We start from the raw sequence: 18702 nt of genomic DNA, 5'->3' as shown, positions 1-18702 counted from the left end.
GGACAGCTTATGACTAAGCGGAACATCGAAGCGATCTATCCCCTGTCGCCATTGCAGCGGGGCATACTGTTTCACAGCATCTATGCCCCCGACTCGCGAGCCGCCTACGTGGTGCAGTTAAGCTGCCCTCTCTACGGCAATCTCGACGTCGTGGCGTTTAAAAGGGCCTGGCAGAGGGTCGTTGATAGACACCCCATCCTGCGCACCCTCTTCACCTGGCAGGAGCGCGACGAGCCACTGCAAATTGTCCGCTCGCAGGTCGAGTTGCCTTGGGAAACTGCCGACTGGCGGCACCTGCCCGAAGACCGACATCAGGAGCGGTTGGAAGAGTATTTGCGGATTGACCGGGAGCGTAGCTTTGACCTGAGCGTGCCGCCGTTGATGCGGATGGCGTTGATCCGCCTGAGCTCGAACGCGCACCAGTTCGTCTGGACCAAGCATCACCTCTTGCTCGACGGGTGGTCTTCTATGATCGTCATGGAAGAGACCCTGGCTTACTACGAAGCCTTCAGGCGGGGGCGTGACCTGGCGTTGGACCGCCCTCGCCCATACAGAGATTACATCGCCTGGCTGAAGCAACAGGACATGGCGGGCGCTGAGCGGTTCTGGCGGCGGCTCCTGGGCGGCTTTCGCTCCCCAACGCCGCTGCCGATGCAAGCCTCTAGCGCGGCGGCATCGACACAGGAGGCGAGCGACCGCGAGGTGCGCGCCGATTTACCGGCGGCCATGACGGAAGCCTTGCAGGCGCTGGCCCGCCGCCATGGCGTCACCTTGAATACGCTCATCCTCGGCGCGTGGACACTCCTGCTGAGCCGTTATAGCGGTGATCCAGACGTGGTCGTCGGGGCGACCCTTTCCGGACGCCCGGCAGACCTGCCCGGCGTCGCATCTATGGTGGGGTTGTTCATCAACACGCTGCCCGTGCGCGTGCAGGTGTCGCCGCAGACGCCTTTGCTGTCGTGGCTGCAAGCCCTGCAATCGCAGCAGGCCGAAGCGCGCCAGTACGAATACAGCCCGCTGGTCGACGTACAGGGTTGGAGCGACGTGCCGCGCGGCGTGCCGCTGTTCAGCACCTACCTGGTATTCGAGAACTACCCGACACGCGGCACGTCGAGCAGCCCTGCCGGTGACAGCGGCGCCATCGAAATCGGCGAGGTGCAGATCAACGAGCAGCCTAATTATCCGCTGCTGGTCGTCGCCATTCCTGGCCGGCAGTTGCAACTGCGCTTGCTCTACAACAGCCGCCGCTTTGATGAGGCAACCGCTGCGCGCATCCTCAGACACTTGCAACGCATGCTGGACGAGATCGCTTGCGGGGCCGACAAGCGCATCTGCGAAATCGCCTTTCTGAGCGAGGCCGAAACGCATCAGGTGTTGGTTGAATGGAACGATACGCGGTCGCCGCTTCCAGGTGAGGGCAGCATCGCCGAGCAAGTTTCGGCGCAGGGGGCACGGCGGCCCGACGCCGTGGCCGTGCGCCATGAAGACGCACAGGTGAGCTACCGCGAGTTGAACCTGCGGGCCAACCAGCTAGCCCATTACCTGCGACAGCTTGGCGTCGGGCCGGACGTGCGAGTCGCCATCTGCATGGAGCGGTCGATTGACCTGGTGCTCGGGCTACTGGCCATCCTGAAAGCCGGCGGCGCTTACGTGCCCCTTGACCCCGGCTACCCGGCTGAGCGCCTGGCCTACATGATGGAAGATTCCGGGGCGGCAATCGTGCTGACGCAAGCGCGGCTGCGGGCGCGGCTGCCGCAGGGCTTCGCCATCGAGGTCTGTGTAGACGCCGATTGGGAGATCATCGCGCAGGAAAGCGGCCTCGCCCCGCAGCCGCGAGTCTTTCCCGAACAACTTGCATACGTCCTTTATACCTCCGGCTCGACGGGCAAGCCCAAAGGCGTCGCCATAAGCAACGGCTCGCTGGCGCACCACATGGCGTGGTTCGACCGGGAGTTTTCGGTGCGCGAAACGGACCGCGTGCTACAGAAGACGCCCTTCAGCTTCGACGCCTCGGTGTGGGAATTTTGGGCCCCGTTGTTGAGCGGCGCCGAGCTGGTTATGGCTCGCCCCTCAGGACATGCCGACGGCGAATACATGGTGCAGGCCGTGAGGGAAAACCAGGTGACCGTTCTGCAACTGGTCCCTGCACAACTGCGGCTGATGCTTGAGGCCGGCGGCCTCGACACCTGCACTAGCCTCAGGCAAGCCTTCTGCGGCGGCGAAGCGTTGAGCAGCGAGTTGCAGGAGAAAGCCTTACGGCAACTGGCATGCGGGTTGTGCAACCTGTACGGCCCGACGGAAGCCACTATCCAGACGCTCTTCTGGCATTGCGAGCCCTTTGAGGGGCCGAGCGCCCCTATCGGTCGTCCGATAGCGAACACGCGGGCCTATCTCCTCGATGACGAGCTCGCTCCGGCTGCCCCAGGGGCAGCCGCACACCTCTACATCGGCGGCCCCGCCCTCGGGCGCGGCTACTGGGGAAGGCCGGATTTGACCGCCGAGCGGTTCATCCCCGACCCCTTTACCGGCTCCGGAACCCGTATGTACCGCACGGGCGACCTGGCCCGGCATCTAGATGATGGGAACGTAAACTACATTGGACGCACGGACTACCAGTTGAAAATCCGTGGCTTCCGTATCGAGCTCGGCGAAATCGAAGAGGTGCTGGCGCAGCATCCGGCAGTCGGGCAGGCCGTGGCGCTGGTGCGCGAAGATGATCCCGGCGTGCAGCGGCTGGTGGCCTATGTCGTGGGTACAGGACAAGCGCCGCCCGCCGCCGAGTTGATGGATTATTTGCGGGGGCGGCTTCCAGAGTATATGTACCCTGCCGCCTGTGTGGTGTTAGAGGCCATGCCGCTGACCCCTAATGGCAAGATTGACAGGCGCGCGCTGCCCAGGCCGGAGATACAGCCCAGGCGGCGGGGCTATGACGCGCCGACCAACACCGTCGAAGAAACGCTGTGCGGCATCTGGGCGCAGGTCTTGGGGGTCGAGCGAGTCGGCATTGAGGACAACTTCTTCGAGCTGGGCGGCGACTCCATCCTCTGCATACAGATTGTCTCCAGGGCCAGACAGGCCGGCTATAACCTGGCCCCCGTGGACCTCTTCGAGCACCAGACGGTCGCCGCGCTGGCCGCGTCCGTCCATACAGCGCCGGCGAATGTGGCGGAGCCCGAAGCGGCAGAGGGCGATGTCGAACTGACGCCCATCCAGCGGCGCTTCTTTGACCAGGGCTACGCCAATCCGCACCACTGGAACCAGGCCGTTCTGCTGACCGCGAGGGCGGCCCTGAAGGCGGAGCTGTTGGAAGAAGCCGTGGGCCACCTCTTGCAGCACCATGACGCGCTGCGATTTCGCTTCCGCCGGCAGGGCACGCACTGGCGACAGTTCAGCTCGCCAGCCGGCGACCGCGCGGCGGTTCAGCGGGTCGATTTATCGGGCGTGCCGGAGGCGCAGCAACTGGCGGCGCTGGAGAGCGTTGCCGCCGACCTGCAACGCAGCCTTAACATATCCGACGGGCCGCTGCTGCGCGTGGCGCTCTTTCAATTCGGCCAGCAGCAGGCTGACCGGGTCTTAATCATTATTCACCACCTGGTCATCGATGGCGTTTCCTGGCGAATCCTGCTCGAAGACTTGCAGAGCGCTTACGAGCAACTGGCGCGGGGCGGGACCGTGCAGTTGCCGCCCCGAACGACCTCTTTCCGCCAGTGGGCGCAGCGGCTGCAATCCTACGCTCAGACGGAGGCGCTCAAACAGGAAGCGCAGTACTGGCTCGCCGCCCCGTGGGAGGGCGCCGCGAGTGCGCTGCCGGTCGATGAGCCGGCGGGCTGCAACACGGTGGCTTCGGCGCGCACCGTGTCGGTCTGGCTGAGCGCCGAAGAAACCCGCGCGCTGCTCAGAGACGTGCCTGCGGCTTACCATACGCAGATCAATGACGCGCTCTTGAGCGCCCTGGCCCACGCTTGCACCCTGTGGACCGGTCAGGACGACGTGCTGATCGATCTCGAAGGGCATGGACGCGAGGCGCTGGCCGAAGACATTGACCTGTCGCGCACGGTCGGATGGTTTACGACGATCTTTCCCGTCCGCCTGCAATTGCGAAAGCGGCATGTGGGCGACGTGTTGAAGGAGATCAAAGAACAGCTCCGTGCGCTCCCGCGACGCGGCTTCGCCTACGGCGCTTTGCGTTACCTGAGCGGCGACCCGGACAGCCTGCGGCGACTCGACGAGCTGCCGCGCCCGCAGATCAGCTTCAACTACCTGGGGCAGTTCGACCAGCTCTTCTCGGAGGCTTCGCCGTTTGCGCCGGCACAAGAAAACCCCGGCCCCGTGCAGGACGGCGATAATCCACGCGGCCATCTGCTCGACCTCAATGGGTTGATCGTCAATGGGCGACTGCGCATCGACTGGACGTATAGCGAGAACATTCACCGCCGCCAGACGGTAGCGAATCTGGCTGACTTGTTTGCCGCTTGCTTGCGCGCCCTCATCGTTCACTGCCAATCACCGGGCGTCGGCGGCTATACGCCGTCGGATTTCCCGCTCGCCAACCTCGATCAGGAGACGCTCGACCGAGCGCTCGGTCGCAGGGCATCGGTTGAGGACCTGTACACGCTCTCGCCCATGCAACAGGGCGTGTTGTTTCATTCGCTCTACGCGCCCGGCCCGGCCCTCTACTTCGTGCAAACGAGCTGTCGCATTGGCGGGCGGCTGGACCCGCAAGCCTTCAGGCGCGCATGGCAGACCGTCGTCGGTCGGCATTCGGCCTTGCGGACCTCCTTCTTGTGGAAAGGGCTACAAGAGCCTTTGCAGCTTGTCCACGAAAAAGTCGAGGTCCCCTGGCATGAAGAGGATTGGCGGCCCCTTTGCCCCGACGAGCAGTGCGCGCGTCTGCGGCAGTTCCTCGTAAGCGACGCCGAAGCGGGATTCGATCTTTCCCGCGCGCCGCTGTTGCGCCTGGCCCTGCTACGCACGGGCGAAGACAGTTACTTCTTCGTCTGGAGCAGTCATCACTTGCTCTACGACGCCTGGTGCCGCGAGCTGATTATCAAGGAAGTATTCGCCTGCTATGACGGCGAAGCCCTGCAACGAGAGCCGCAACCGCGGCGCGCGCGGCCCTACAGAGATTATGTCGCATGGTTGAAGCGGCAAGACCACCAGCCCGCACAGTCATTCTGGAAAGAGGAGCTGAAAGGCTTCACCACGCCCACTCACCTGGCCTGTGATGCGGGCCGGCCCGCACAGCAAGGCAAGCGCAGGGAAGAACAGGTCCTGCTGCTCGATACCGACGAGACCCGGCAACTGTCGGAGATGGCGAAACATTTGCAGGTCAGCGTCAATACGATCATGCAAGGCGTCTGGTCGTTGATTTTGAGCCGTTACAGCGGCGAGACCGATGTCGTTTTCGGGACCACGGTTTCGGGCCGCGCGGCACCGCTCGAAGGCATCGACGCGATGGTCGGCCTGTTCATCAACACCATGCCCGTGCGCGTGCAGGTGCGAGCCGAAGAGACGGTCGGAGCGTTCCTGAAGCGCGTGCAGGCCGGACAGACGCGGGCACTTGATTATGAGCTGACGCCGCTGATGCAGGTCCAGGCGTGCAGCGAGGTGGCGCGCGGCGTGCCGCTGTTCGAGTACCTGTTCCTCTTTCAGAATTACCCGGTTCACGGTGCCATCCGCGAGCGCGCCGGGGCACAACTTCAGATCACCGAAGTCGAAAGCAACGAGGCCGTCAATTACCCGCTGATGCTCGTGGCCGAGCCCGGCGCGCGGCTGCGCCTGCGCGCGGCATACGACGCCGAACGATTTGCTGCGCACCACATCGCCGGACTATTGACGGATGTGCGACGGGCGCTGAAGACGATGGCGGGCGATGCCGATTGCCGGGTCGCCGAAATCGCCCGGGCGTCGGAATCCGTGCGCCACCATTTGCTGGTCGAAACCAATGACACGCGCCGCCCTGACGTTGCGCCACTGTGCATACACGAGATGTTCGACGAGCAGGCCGCGCGCACGCCGGATGCGGTGGCCGTCGCCGGCCCCGAAGGACAGTTGTCGTACAGGGCATTACAGGCCAGCGCCGACCGGCTGGCGACTCACCTGGCGACGCTAGGGGTCGGGCCGGAGACGTGCGTGGCGGTTTGTGTTGAACGAAGCCTCAACCTGGTGGTCGGCTTGCTGGGCGTGTTGAAGGCGGGCGGCGCCTACGTGCCGCTCGACCTGAATTACCCGGCCGAGCGCCTGGCTTACATGCTGGAGAGCGCCCAGGCCGCCGTGTTGCTGACACAGGAAGACTTGCTCCCCCGATTGTCGGCGTTTGCCGGGAAGCTGGTTTGCCTGGATGGAGACTGGGCGCGGCGCGTCGAGGTCGGCGGCGACCGGCGGCCCGCGAAGGCTTCAGGGCAGAACCTTGCTTACATCATCTACACGTCGGGCTCGACCGGAAAACCCAAAGGGGTGGCGATTTCGCATGCGGCCTTGAGCAATTACATCGTCTGGGCGCGGGACGTTTACTTGCGGGATGCGGCACTGGGGTTCTGTTTATACTCGTCGCTCTCGTTTGACCTGACCGTCACTTCTATCTACACGCCGCTGATTACGGGCAACCGCATAGAGGTCTTCCGGCAGGAGGGCAGGGAGCCATTGCTTGACGAGATTCTGCGGGACGGCACGGCTGGCGTCCTGAAGCTCACGCCCAGTCACCTGATGATGATCCGGCACCGCGATAATCTCGACTGCCCCATCGAGCGATTGATCGTCGGCGGGGAGGCGTTCGAGTCGAGCCTCGCCCGCGATGTCTTCGAGAGTTTCGGCGGCCACGTGGAGATCTACAACGAGTACGGGCCGACGGAAGCCACGGTCGGCTGCATGATCAAGAAGTGGGAGCCTGGGGCCGACGCCGAGGCAACGGTGGGGATCGGCAGGCCGGCGGCAAACGCGCAGATTTACGTGTTAGACCGGGCCGGCAATCCTGTGCCGGAGCAGGTCAGGGGACAGCTTTACATCGGCGGCGCGGGGCTGGCGCGGGGCTACGTCGGGCAGCCGGAATTGACCGCGGAACGATTCCTCCCCGACCCGTTCAGCCGTCAGCCGGGGGCGCGGCTTTACCAGAGCGGCGATCTGGCGCGTTATGCGACCGATGGCGAGATCCATTTCATAGGCCGCATTGATGAGCAGGTCAAGATACGCGGCTTCAGGGTCGAGCCGGGCGAGATCGAGGCGGCGTTGTTGTCACACCCGTCCGTGCGAGAGGCCAGAGTGATGGCACAGAAAGACGGTTCAGGCAGCACGCGGCTGGTCGCCTATCTGGTGTCGGGCGAAGGGGCGGTGCCCGGCATCGACCACCTGCGCCGCTTCCTGCGCGAGAAGCTGCCGGCCTACATGGTGCCGTCGTCTTTCGTCAAACTGGCGGCCCTGCCGCTGAACCCCAATGGCAAGGTCGATCTGCACGCCCTCGCGAAACTGCCGGAAGAACGGCCCGAGTTAGAAGCACCGTTCGTCGCGCCGCGGGCGCAGCTGGAGCGTGACATCGCCGGGATCTGGCAGGACGTGCTTCGCCTGGAGAAGGTCGGCGTCTACGACAATTTCTTTGACCTGGGAGGCCACTCGCTCCTGCTCATGCAGGTTCACGAGCGGTTGGAAACCCTGCTGGCGCGGCGCCTACAAATGATTGAGCTGTTCGACCACCCGACGATCAATGCGCTGGCTACGCACTTGTCCCGGCCAGACGGGCAACCGTCGTTGCCGGCGACGGACGAGCGTATCGAGCGGCGCAACCAGAACCAGGTCCGGCTGAGGCAGCGATTGCGGCAACGGAAGCTCGCCATGACGAGCCAGGCGGAGGCAAGCTATGAATGATCCGGCGACCTCTGCGCGCGCGGAATTGGACGTCGCCATCATCGGCATGGCAGGCCGCTTTCCGCAGGCCGGCTGCGTTGATGAGTTCTGGCAGAACGTGCGGGACGGCAAGGAGTGCATCAGCTTCTTCACCGAGCAGGAGATGGAGTCTGCCGGGGTCGGCCCGGCCACCTACCGCAACCCTCATTATGTGCGGGCCGGCGGCGTGCTCAAAGACTTTGACCGCTTCGATGCGCGCTTCTTCGGTTATTCGGCCCGCGAGGCCGAGATCATCGACCCGCAGCAGCGGCTCTTCCTGGAGTGCGCCTGGGAGGCGCTTGAGCAGGCGGCGTACAACTCCGAGCGTTACGACGGAGTGATCGGCGTCTATGGCGGCGCGTCGATGAGCCGCTACCTGCGCAACCTCTATTCCAACCCCGAGCTGGTCGCTTCGGTCGGTGTCTTTCAGATCGGCCTCGCCAACGACAAGGATTTTTTGAGCACGCGGGTGTCGTATAAGTTGAACCTGGAAGGCCCATCGATCACTGTGCAGACCGCCTGTTCGACCTCGCTTGTCGCCATCCACCTGGCCTGCCAGAGTCTGCTCGGCGGCGAGTGCGACATGGCTATAGCGGGTGGAGTCAGGGCCGGCGAAGAGGCCGGATACCTCTACCACGACGGGGGGATTGCTTCTCCGGACGGCCACTGCCGCGCCTTCGACGCGCGGGCGCAGGGAACGCTCGGCGGCAACGGCGTCGGCGTCGTCGTGCTGAAACGGCTCGAAGACGCGATGGCCGACGGCGATTACATTCACGCGGTCATCAAAGGCACGGCGATTAACAACGATGGCAATCTCAAGGTCGGCTACACCGCGCCGCGCATTGAGGGCCAGGCCGCCGTGATCCGCGCGGCCCACCTGGCGGCAGGGGTCGAGCCCGACAGCATTCAATATGTCGAAGCCCACGGCACGGGAACAGAGCTAGGCGACCCCATCGAGATCGCGGCCCTGACCAAAGCCTTTCGCGCCAGAACTCGCCGGACAGGCTTTTGCGCGCTCGGTTCGGTCAAAACCAACATCGGACATCTCGACGTGGCCGCCGGCATCGCCGGCCTGATCAAAACGGTGATGGCGCTTAAGCACAAGATGATTCCGCCTAGTCTGCACTTCACCGAACCGAATCCGAAGATCGATTTCGCGAACAGCCCCTTCTACGTCAATACCGCTTTGCGCGAGTGGAGTAGCGAGGGCCGACCGCGCCGCGCCGGGGTCAGCTCGTTCGGCATGGGGGGGACCAACGCCCACATCGTCCTGGAGGAAGCGCCGCCGCCGCCGCCGCCGGCCCCCTCCAGACACTGGCAGTTGCTGCTGCTCTCGGCGCGAACCCGTGAGGCGCTACAAGCCGGGACGGCCAACCTGGCGGACCACCTACAGCAACACGCCGATTTGAACCTCGCCGATGTCGCCCACACGTTGCGCGAAGGCCGGCGGCGGTTCAGCCACCGCCGCATGCTCGTCTGCGATGGCTCTGCGGCGGCCCTGGAGGTGCTGCGAGCCGGGGACGATAAGGCCATGCCGACGACCGCGTGCGAAGCCAACGACCGCCCTATCGCCTTCATGTTTTCCGGCCTCGGCGAGCAGTACGTCAATATGGCTCGCGGGATTTACCGAAGCGAGCCGCTGTTTCGCAAGCAGGTCGATGAGTGCTGCGAGATGCTCAGGCCGCTGCTGGGCCGCGACCTTCGCGGCGCTCTGTTTGCCGATGCAGGGCAGGCCGCGAAGACGCCGCCGGTTGGCACGCCGCCGGCTCTCGACCTGAGGCGACTGTTGCGCGGCGGGGCAGGCTGCGCCAATCAGGCGGCGCAGGAACTGCACCAGACGGCTCTGGCGCAGCCTGCGCTGTTTGTCATTGAATACGCTTTGGCGCGGCTGTGGATGACCTGGGGGGTGCGCCCCGCCGGCATGATCGGCTACAGCATTGGCGAATACGTCGCCGCATGTTTGTCGGGGGTCTTCTCTTTAGAAGACGCGTTAACCCTGGTCGCGCGGCGGGCGCAGATGATTCATCAACTGCCAGCCGGCGCGATGCTGGCAACGCCTTTATCGGAGGCGGAACTGCGCACGATGCTCGACGAACGGCTCTCGCTGGCGGCAGTCAATGGCCCCTCGCTCTGCGTCGTCGCCGGCAGCGTCGAGGCGGTTGACCGGCTCCAGGGTGAGCTGACGGCCAAAGGCATCGCCACCCGCAGACTACAGGCCAGCCATGCGTTTCATTCACGGATGATGGACCCCATCGCCGAACCCTTTGCAGAGCTGTTCAACCATATCGAATTGCATCCCCCGGCGATTCCTTACGTGTCGAATGTGACCGGCGATTGGATCACGGTGGAAGAGGCGACCGACCCGCACTACTGGGCCAGGCATATGTGCCAGGCCGTGCGCTTTGCCGACGGCATCGAGCGGCTGTGGGCGGAGCCACAGACGGTGTTGTTGGAAGTGGGGCCGGGGCAATCGCTCAGCAGCCTTTCAATTCTGCACCCGGCCAATGATCGCTCGGCGGACCGGGTCGTGCTCTCGTCATTACCCAGTTCGCTCGACCCGCAGCCCGACGAGGCATTCCTGCTGACGACGTTGGGCAAGCTGTGGCTGGCCGGAGCCAGCCTGGATTGGGACGCCTTCCGCGCCGAAGAAAAGCGCCGTCGCGTGCCGCTGCCGACCTACGCATTCGAGCGCCAGCGGTACTGGGTTGAGCGGCAGAACACGCCCGCCGCCACGGCACAGGGCGGCGCTGACCGCCTCGCCAAATTGCCCGAGGTCGCCGACTGGCTCTACCTGCCCGTGTGGAAACGCCGGCCGGTTATCCGCGAACGCGAAGGCAAGGCCGACGCCGCCCGCGCGCTGTTATTCGTCCCCGAAGGCGCGCTGGCCGGGCGCATGGCCGCGAGGCTCAGGCAGGCCGGCTGGGCCGTGACGACCGTCGAAGCCAGCGAGTCGTTTACCGCAGGCGGCTCCGCCTACGGATTGAACCCTGAAGCCCGGAGTGATTATGACCGCCTGCTCGATCATCTGATCGAGGACGACCAGGTGCCGGAACTGATCGTCCACCTGTGGCAAGCGGTGCCGGGCGGAGAGCCGGAGCCGGCCTTTGAGTACTTTGCCGCGTCGCAATATCTGGGGTTCTACAGCCTGGTCTTCCTGGCCCAGGCCCTCAGCAAACGCGCCATCACCAAGCCGCTCCGGCTCTGTGCCATAACCAGCGGTATGCAGGACATCACGGGCGAAGAGGAACTCTGCCCGGACAAGATGACCTTGCTCGGCCCGCTCAAGACGATGCCGCAGGAGTATCCCAATATCGAATGCCGCAGCATCGACGTCCGACTGCCGCGGCCCGGCAGTCGGGAGGAGGCGGAGTTGATTGACCAGCTTTATGAAGAGGTGGTCAGCGACTCAGCCGATACGGTCGTGGCCTTCCGCGGCCATCGCCGCTGGGCGCAGGAGTTCGAGGCGATTCCGCCTGCTGCCAGAGCGGCTACCGATCCCGGGTGGCGCGAAAGCGGCGTCTACCTGATCGTCGGCGGCCTCGGCCAGATCGGCCTGGTGCTGGCCGAAGCCTTGGCGAAGAGCGTGCAGGCGCGTCTGGTCCTGGTGGGGCGTTCGCCGTTCCCGCCCAGGGCGCAGTGGGCCGATTGGCTCGCGCGGCATGGCGATGCGGACCAGACGAGCGGCAAGATACGAAAATTACTGGCGCTAGAGGAACTGGGGAGCGAAGTGTTGACGCTCAACGCGGACCTCGGCGATGCCACACAGATGCGCAGCGTGTTGACGCAGACCGTCGAACGATTTGGCGCTCTGCACGGCGTCATTCACGCAGCCGGCGTCGTCGGGGAGCAGTCATTTCGCTCCATACAGGCTACGGGCGAAGTGGAGTATGGCTGGCACGTGCGTCCGAAGGTGGAGGGACTGTTGGTGCTGGAGGAGGTCTTGCGCGGCCACCATCTGGATTTTTGCCTCCTGTTTTCCTCGCTGACCTCTGTGTTGGGCGGGTTGGGATTCACGGCTTACACGGCGGCCAACCTGTTTATTGACGCCTTCGCCAGTAAACATAACCGCGGCGATTCGACGCCCTGGATCAGCCTGGGGTCGGACGCATGGCGCTTTGCTTCAGAAGGCGGCGACGCCACAACCGGCGCTGCCCTCGGGCTGGGCGACTTGGCGCTGACGCCGGAAGAAGGCGTGGAGATGGTGCGGCGGGCCCTGGCCTTGAAACGCTTCGGCCATCTGGTGGTATCGACGGCACCCTTGCAGCCCCGCATAGACCGCTGGGTCAAGCTCGAATCGCTCAGGCAGGCGAAGCCCTCGGAGCGAGGTGCCGGGCTTACGCTTCACGCGCGGCCAAACCTGCAATCGCCATTCGTCGCGCCGGCCAACGCGGTCGAAACAACGCTCGTCGGCTTGTGGCAGGAATTGCTGGGCTTTGAACCCATCAGCATCGACGACAACTTCTTTGAACTGGGCGGACACTCGCTGCTGATCGTGCAAATGATTTCCCGGCTGCGTGACCTGTTCCGCACAGAGATCCCTATGGAGGCGGTCTTCGTGACGCCGACCATTGCCGGCCTGGCCCGCCGCATCGAAACGGCCACGCAGAACGAGCCGGCAGTCGAGACGCCGCCTTTGGTGCCTGCGGGAGGCGACGGGCCAGCGCCGCTTTCTTACGCCCAGCAGCGGCTCTGGTTCATGGACCAGCTGAAGCCGGGCAACTCGGCTTACAACCTTGAGAATCCTGTGAGGCTGAGCGGGCGGCTGAGCACGGCGGGGCTGGAGCAGACGCTCGCCGAGATTGAAAGGCGGCACGACATCCTGCGCACCTCTTTCGCCATGCGGGACGGCAGCCCTGTACAGGTCAGCGCGCCGCCGAGGCATGTGAAATTGCCGCTCGTTGACCTGTCCGCGTTGCCGGAAGCCGACAAGCAGGCCATCGCCCGCCGGCTGGCGCTCGAAGAAGCCGACCGCCCCTTTGACCTGGCGCAAAGCCCTCTCTCCCGCGCCGCCTTGCTGCGGCTCGGCACCGAGCAGCACCTGTTGTTGTTTACCCTGCACCACATCGTCAGCGATGCCTGGTCAATGGATGTGCTGATCGGCGAGGTGTCGCATCTCTATCGGGCCTTCAGCGCCGGCCACGCCTCGCCGCTTGCCGAACTGGCCCTCCAGTATGCCGATTACGCCCTGTGGCAGAGGCAGTGGTTACAGGGCGAGGTGTTAGAGGCGCAGCTCGCCTACTGGAAGAAGCAACTGGCGGGGAGCCCGGCGCTGCTGGCTCTGCCGACGGACCGCCCCCGGCCAAAAGTTCAGAACTTCGCCGGTGCCAGTCAGGCGTTCAGCTTCGCGCCATCGCTGGCCGCGGCGCTCAGACGTCTGAGCTCGCAAGAACGCGTGACGATGTTTATGACGTTGCTCGCGGGATTTCAGGCGCTCCTGCATCGTTACACAGGCGAAGACGACATTGTTGTCGGGTCGCCGGTGGCGAATCGTCATCGCAGGGAAATCGAGCCGCTGATCGGCTTCTTCGTCAACCCGTTGGTCTTGCGCACGGACCTTTCGGCGAACCCGACCTTCAAAGAGTTGTTGGTGCGAGTCCGCGACGTGACGCTCGGCGCGCAGGCGCACCAAGACCTGCCGTTCGAGTTGCTTGTTGAGGCGCTTCAGCCGCAGCGCATGACGAACTACACGCCGCTCTTCCAGGTGGTCTTCGTCCTCGATCACATCTCTGGCCGGCGCGACGCGATTCTGCCGGGTCTTACGTTGGCCGCCTTCGAGATGGATACGAATACCTCGCCGATAGACTTGCACCTGGCCATCACCGACTTCGGCGAAGAGGTCCAGGGCCTTTTCACCTACGACCGCAACCTCTTCGACGAGCAGACCATCGCCGAAATGATCGAGTCGTTTATCGCCCTGCTGGCGGCGGTCTCCGCCGACCCGGAGCGGCGGATTCTGGACGTCTCGCTGCGACCGCTCGACGGCCTTGAGTGCGCCGCGGCCTCGGCGAGTAATGACCCGGCACAGGCCGCGGAGGGCCAGTTTTTGTTCTAGGGTGCTGGCTAGCGCAACGGCCAGACTGCCACCCGCGCGGGCTGTTACTTCCTCTGCGGCCATGCCGCCGCCGAACTGCCTTTGCCCGCACAGCCATTCACACACCACCAGATGATGCGAACCGGATGAGTCCGACCGGTTCCTCAGTCAGGAATATATAAGGAGAGTCTCCATGAGCACAGCAAAAGCAGAACATCTCATCTTTGACGCAAAGCTGAAAGCCGAACGGGATTATTGGGTCGAGAAGCTGTCGGGCGAGCGATGCGAATCCGGCCTCAGGTTGGATTTTGAAAGGCCGGCGGGCGACGCGGCGCCGCGTGCGGCAATCGCCGTCTCTGTAACCGGACCCACGTACGAGAATCTCATGAGAGTCACGGGGGGCGACGACCTGCTGACTTACACGTTTCTGATGGCGGCCCTCAAGCTCTGTTTGCAGAAATACAATGGCAGTGACGCCATCACCGTCGGCAGCCCGTCGTTGAGCAAGGACGCCGCCCCTGCCGCAGATGCCAACGCGCTGGCGATTGCCGACGAGATGGATGTCCGTGTGGCCTTTCGTACCTTCCTCTTGCAGGTGCAGGACACCCTGAAAGCCGCCTACGCCCGCCAGGCTTACCCCTTCGCCCGCCTGGTCAAGGACCTGGGCCTTGAGCCGGCGGCAGACCGCAACCCGCTGTTTAGCGTTGCCCTGGCGCTGACCAACATCCACGACGAGATGCCTGAGGTCGGCGTTGACGTGGCGATCAAACTTGATAAGGCTCCGGCCGGCGTCGTCGGCGAAGTCACGTACCGGACCGACCTCTTCCGCGCGAGCACCGTCGGGCGCTTCGTCAGACATTTCAACGCCGTTTTGAGTGCCGGGCTAGAGCACGTCGACAGCACCATCGGCGACTTGCATATCTTGACCGCCCCTGAGCGTCACGAGCTGCTGGTCGAATGGAATGACACGGCGGTCGAGTATGCCGGGGAGCGGTGCCTGCACAGGCTCTTCGAGGTCCAGGCGGCGCGCACCCCGGCCGCCATCGCCCTGCGGACAGCGTATGAGGACATCACCTACGGCGAGCTGAATCACCGGGCCAACCAACTGGCGCGCTACCTGCAAACGCTGGGGGTCGGGCCGGAGGTCACTGTCGCCGTCTGCGCCGACCGCTCTGTCGCCACCATCGTCGGCCTGCTGGCGGTCTTGAAAGCTGGCGGCGCTTACCTGCCGCTTGACCCTGCCTATCCGCAGGAACGCATCCGGCTGATGATGGCAGACACGCAGGCTCCGGTGCTGTTGACGCCGGCCCGCCTCGCCGACACCTGGCCGGATTTTGCCGCCCACCAGGTCGAGCTCGACAGCCAGTGGCCGGTCATCGCGCGGCACAGCGGGGATGACCTGCCGGGCGTCGCCGTTGCAGAGAACGCGGCTTATGTCATCTACACTTCGGGTTCAACCGGCAAGCCAAAAGGCGTGTTGGTTAACCACTGGTCGGCGAGCTGTCTGGTTGAGGCGCAGATCAAAGCCTTCGACATCAACGCCGGCGACCGCGTGTTTCAGTTCGCCCCGTTCGGCTTTGACGCGTCGGTCTCGGAGGTCTTCACCACCCTGGCGGCTGGGGCGACCTTGGAGATGGGCGAGCCCGAGGCCATGTATGTCGGCCCGTTCCTGTCCGAGGAGTTGAAGACGAGAGGGATCACCGCCGTCACCCTGCCGCCTTCGATTATGGCGGAGACGGCGGCTGAAAACCTGCCGGCGCTGCGGACCATCATAGCGGCTGGTGAGAACTGCGCCGCGGCAACCGCCGCGCGCTGGGCGGAGGGTCGTCTCTTCATCAACGCCTACGGGCCGACCGAAGTGGCGGTCTGCGCCTCGCTGTTCAAGCGGACGGCGGCAGCGTCCGAGGCACCGCCCATAGGCCGGCCCATCGAGAATAAGCGCATCTATCTGCTCGACCCGCTGATGAACCCTGTCGCCATAGGAGTTAAGGGGGAGTTGTTGGTCGGCGGGCCTGGCCTCGCGCGCGGCTATCTCAATCGCCCCGACGTGACGGCGGAACGCTTCATCCCCGACGGCTTCAACCCGCTGCCGGGTGCGCGGCTGTATCGGACGGGCGACCTTGCCGCTTGCCTTGCCGATGGCAACCTCACCTTCCTGGGCCGCGCCGACCATCAGGTGAAGATTCGCGGCCATCGCATCGAGCCAGGGGAGATTGAGGGCGTCCTCGGCCAGTCGCCGGCCGTCAAGGAGTCCGTCGTCATCGCGCGCCGCAGCCCTAACGGCGACGAACGACTGATCGCTTACGTGGTGCCGGCAGAAGGCGCAGAGGTTTCAGTCAGTGATCTGCGGGACCACTTGAAAGAACGGCTGCCCGAATACATGGTCCCGGCCTTCTTCGTGTCATTGTCGGCATTGCCGCTGACCGCTAACGGTAAACTGGACCGCCGGAATCTGCCCGACGTCGATTCGCGGCGACCGGAAATGGCCGACGGATACACCGGCCCGCGCAATGAGCTGGAGGAAGAATTGGCCGCCATCTTCGGCAACGTCCTCGGCCTTGAGACCGTCGGCATCTATGACAACTTCTTTGAGTTGGGCGGGCACTCTTTGCTGGCGGTCCAGCTCATCACCCAGATTCGTGACGCCTTTCAAGTCGAGTTGGACGTCATTGCCGCCTTCGAAGCGCCGACCGTTGCTGAGATGTCTTTGACTATCGTTCAGGCTCAGATGGAACAGTTGGATGGCGAAGGCAGCGCGGAAATGCTCAACGAGATCGAACAGCTATCCGAGCAAAAGGCCGAAACGGAGCACTCGGAAGATCACGGCCTGCGAGCGTGAACGGGAGCTGCCGCCGGCACCTGAAAGACAAGGAGATGAGTATGCTCGAAACCATTCTACGGCCCGAGGTCTTATGGCCGACAACAACGCTGTCGGTCGAGGTCAAGGACTATAGCCACCTCAACCCCAAGCTCGCCGGCATCATTCTAGAGCATGAACGCAAGGTCAGGGCGGCCCTGAAGGTGACCGCGGCGGCCGACTTGCGCCCTGATGCTTTCGTCAGCAACGTGCTCAAATGGGATTACCCGGAAATCCGTGACTTCCGGCAGATGGTGTTGCAGAGCGTGCGCGATTACATGGCGCTGGTCGGCGACCCGGATGACCCGGGCATGAAGATCACCGGCATCAACTGCTGGGCCAACGTCATGCGATTCGGCGAGGGCCTCGCCGTCCATCACCATGACCCGGCGTTCGTCAGCGGTCACTATCAGGTCCGCAACGGCAGCAATGGCGGTGCCGCCAAGGCCGATGGGGCGGGCGAATCCGGTCACACCGTCTACTTCCGGCCCGGGTTCATGGATCGCTGCCACGGCGTCGATGCCGCCGTCACGGCGTCCAATCTCTGGGATGAAGATTGGCGCGTCAGCGTCCCGGCTGAAGAAGGCCGCCTCTTCCTTTTCCCGAGCTACGTCCGTCATGAAGTCCGCCCCTTCATGGGCGACGGCGAGCGTATTTCAATCGGCGTCGATGTGTTCGTGAAGAAGCAACGCTCGCTCATCAACTTCCGCAGCAAGAGGTGGTTCATCCCCGAGTAAGCGCCGAGCGTGGCCGTCGCGGCAGGGGGCGTGAACCAGCTTGTCGGCTGGTCCCCGCACGGCGTTCACGGCTGTTCGCTTGTCGGGCTAGCTCGGAAGCTTCCGGCGACCTGATTAAGGGCAAACTGATGGCGACGATAATGGTCTTCCCGTTCCCGGAGTACGGGCATCTCAACCCGACGCTGAAGCTGGCGAAGGCGTTGAAGCAGGCCGGCCACAGCGTCTGTTACCTGGGCTTTGCGGAGTTCGAGGCGTACCTGACTGCTCAAGGGCTGGAGTTCATCCCCATCCTGGAGAGCCGTTGCGCGGGCGACGGCACGGGCCGCGCGCCCGCAATCATGCAGGTCACCCGGGCGATGAAAGCCCTGGCCGCCATCGAAGTGGCCAGCAGGGCGTCTTCGGCGATCTTCAGGCAGATCGAGAATGAGCTTGAAAGGATAACCGCGGAAGTACGACCCGACTTGTTGATAGTTGATACATTGATCGGCGGGTTGGCTTACAAGGCGGCCAGAGAATTTGGCGTCCCCAGTCTGTTGGTGAGCGCGTCGTACTTCGAGATGCCGATGCTGGGCAGGCCCGCCCCCGGCAGCGGCCATCCCGACCTGCCCGTGCTGGTGTTTTGTCCCGAAGCCTTCAATTTCCCCGGTGCCAGCCGGAAGCCGAACCACTTCAACATCGAGGCTTCAATAGACATGCAACGTCGGGAGCTGCATGCGTTCCCTTGGGACGCGCTCGACGCGTCGAAGCCGCTCATCTACTGCTCGGTTGGTTGCCAGCCGCATCTCTACGACGAGAGCGTGACATTCTATCGCGTGCTCATCGAGGCGTTGCGCGCGAAGCCGGACAGGCAACTGGTACTGGCTATCGGTCGGCATATGGACTGCGCCGCGTTAGGGCCGGTCCCCGACAACGTGCTGCTGATCAACTGGGCACCGCAGTTGGAGCTGATAAAGAAGGCTTCTTTGATGATCTCGCATGGCGGCCTGGGGGCGGTCAAGGAGTGCATCCTGTTGGGCGTGCCGATGATCGTCTTCCCCTGCCGCTGGGACCAGCCCTTCAACGCCGCCCGCGTCGTGGCGCACGGGCTGGGGCTGCGCGGCAACATCAAGCAGGTGACGGCGGCGCAGGTCGGCGGGCTGATCGAGGCGGTGGCGGGCGAGGCGTCGTTCAAGCGGCGGGTCGAGGCGATGAGCCGCACCTTC

General features: G+C 64.1%; 5 protein-coding genes. All 5 read left to right on the top strand.

Annotation, left to right across the window (positions count from 1 at the left end):
* Window positions 1-9: 9 nt before the first annotated feature.
* Window positions 10-7857: an amino acid adenylation domain-containing protein gene (locus VJ464_24185; GenBank protein ID HKQ08247.1), complete on the top strand. Its 7848-nt coding sequence runs from the start codon at window positions 10-12 to the stop codon at window positions 7855-7857.
* Window positions 7850-13927 carry a condensation domain-containing protein gene (locus tag VJ464_24180; GenBank protein ID HKQ08246.1) on the top strand — a complete coding sequence of 2026 codons (6078 nt, stop codon included), beginning with the start codon at window positions 7850-7852 and terminating at the stop codon, window positions 13925-13927. Before VJ464_24185 ends, VJ464_24180 begins: the two co-directional genes overlap by 8 nt.
* Window positions 13928-14099: 172 nt before the next feature.
* The gene (locus VJ464_24175; protein HKQ08245.1) at window positions 14100-16745 is read left to right on the top strand and encodes an amino acid adenylation domain-containing protein; all 2646 of its coding nucleotides are present in this window, start codon (window positions 14100-14102) and stop codon (window positions 16743-16745) included.
* Window positions 16746-16786: 41 nt separating this feature from the next.
* Window positions 16787-17500 (top strand): putative 2OG-Fe(II) oxygenase, encoded by a 714-nt coding sequence (locus VJ464_24170; GenBank protein HKQ08244.1) that lies wholly within the window; start codon window positions 16787-16789, stop codon window positions 17498-17500.
* A 128-nt stretch (window positions 17501-17628) separates the two neighbouring features.
* On the top strand, window positions 17629-18702 hold a 1074-nt coding region (locus VJ464_24165; GenBank protein ID HKQ08243.1), incomplete at its 3' end, for a glycosyltransferase.

This window comes from Blastocatellia bacterium (genome assembly GCA_035275065.1).
Classification (GTDB): Bacteria; Acidobacteriota; Blastocatellia; order UBA7656; family UBA7656; genus DATENM01.
The sequence above is the reverse complement of the archived record's forward strand: the minus strand, read 5'-3'. Positions and strand labels throughout refer to the sequence as shown.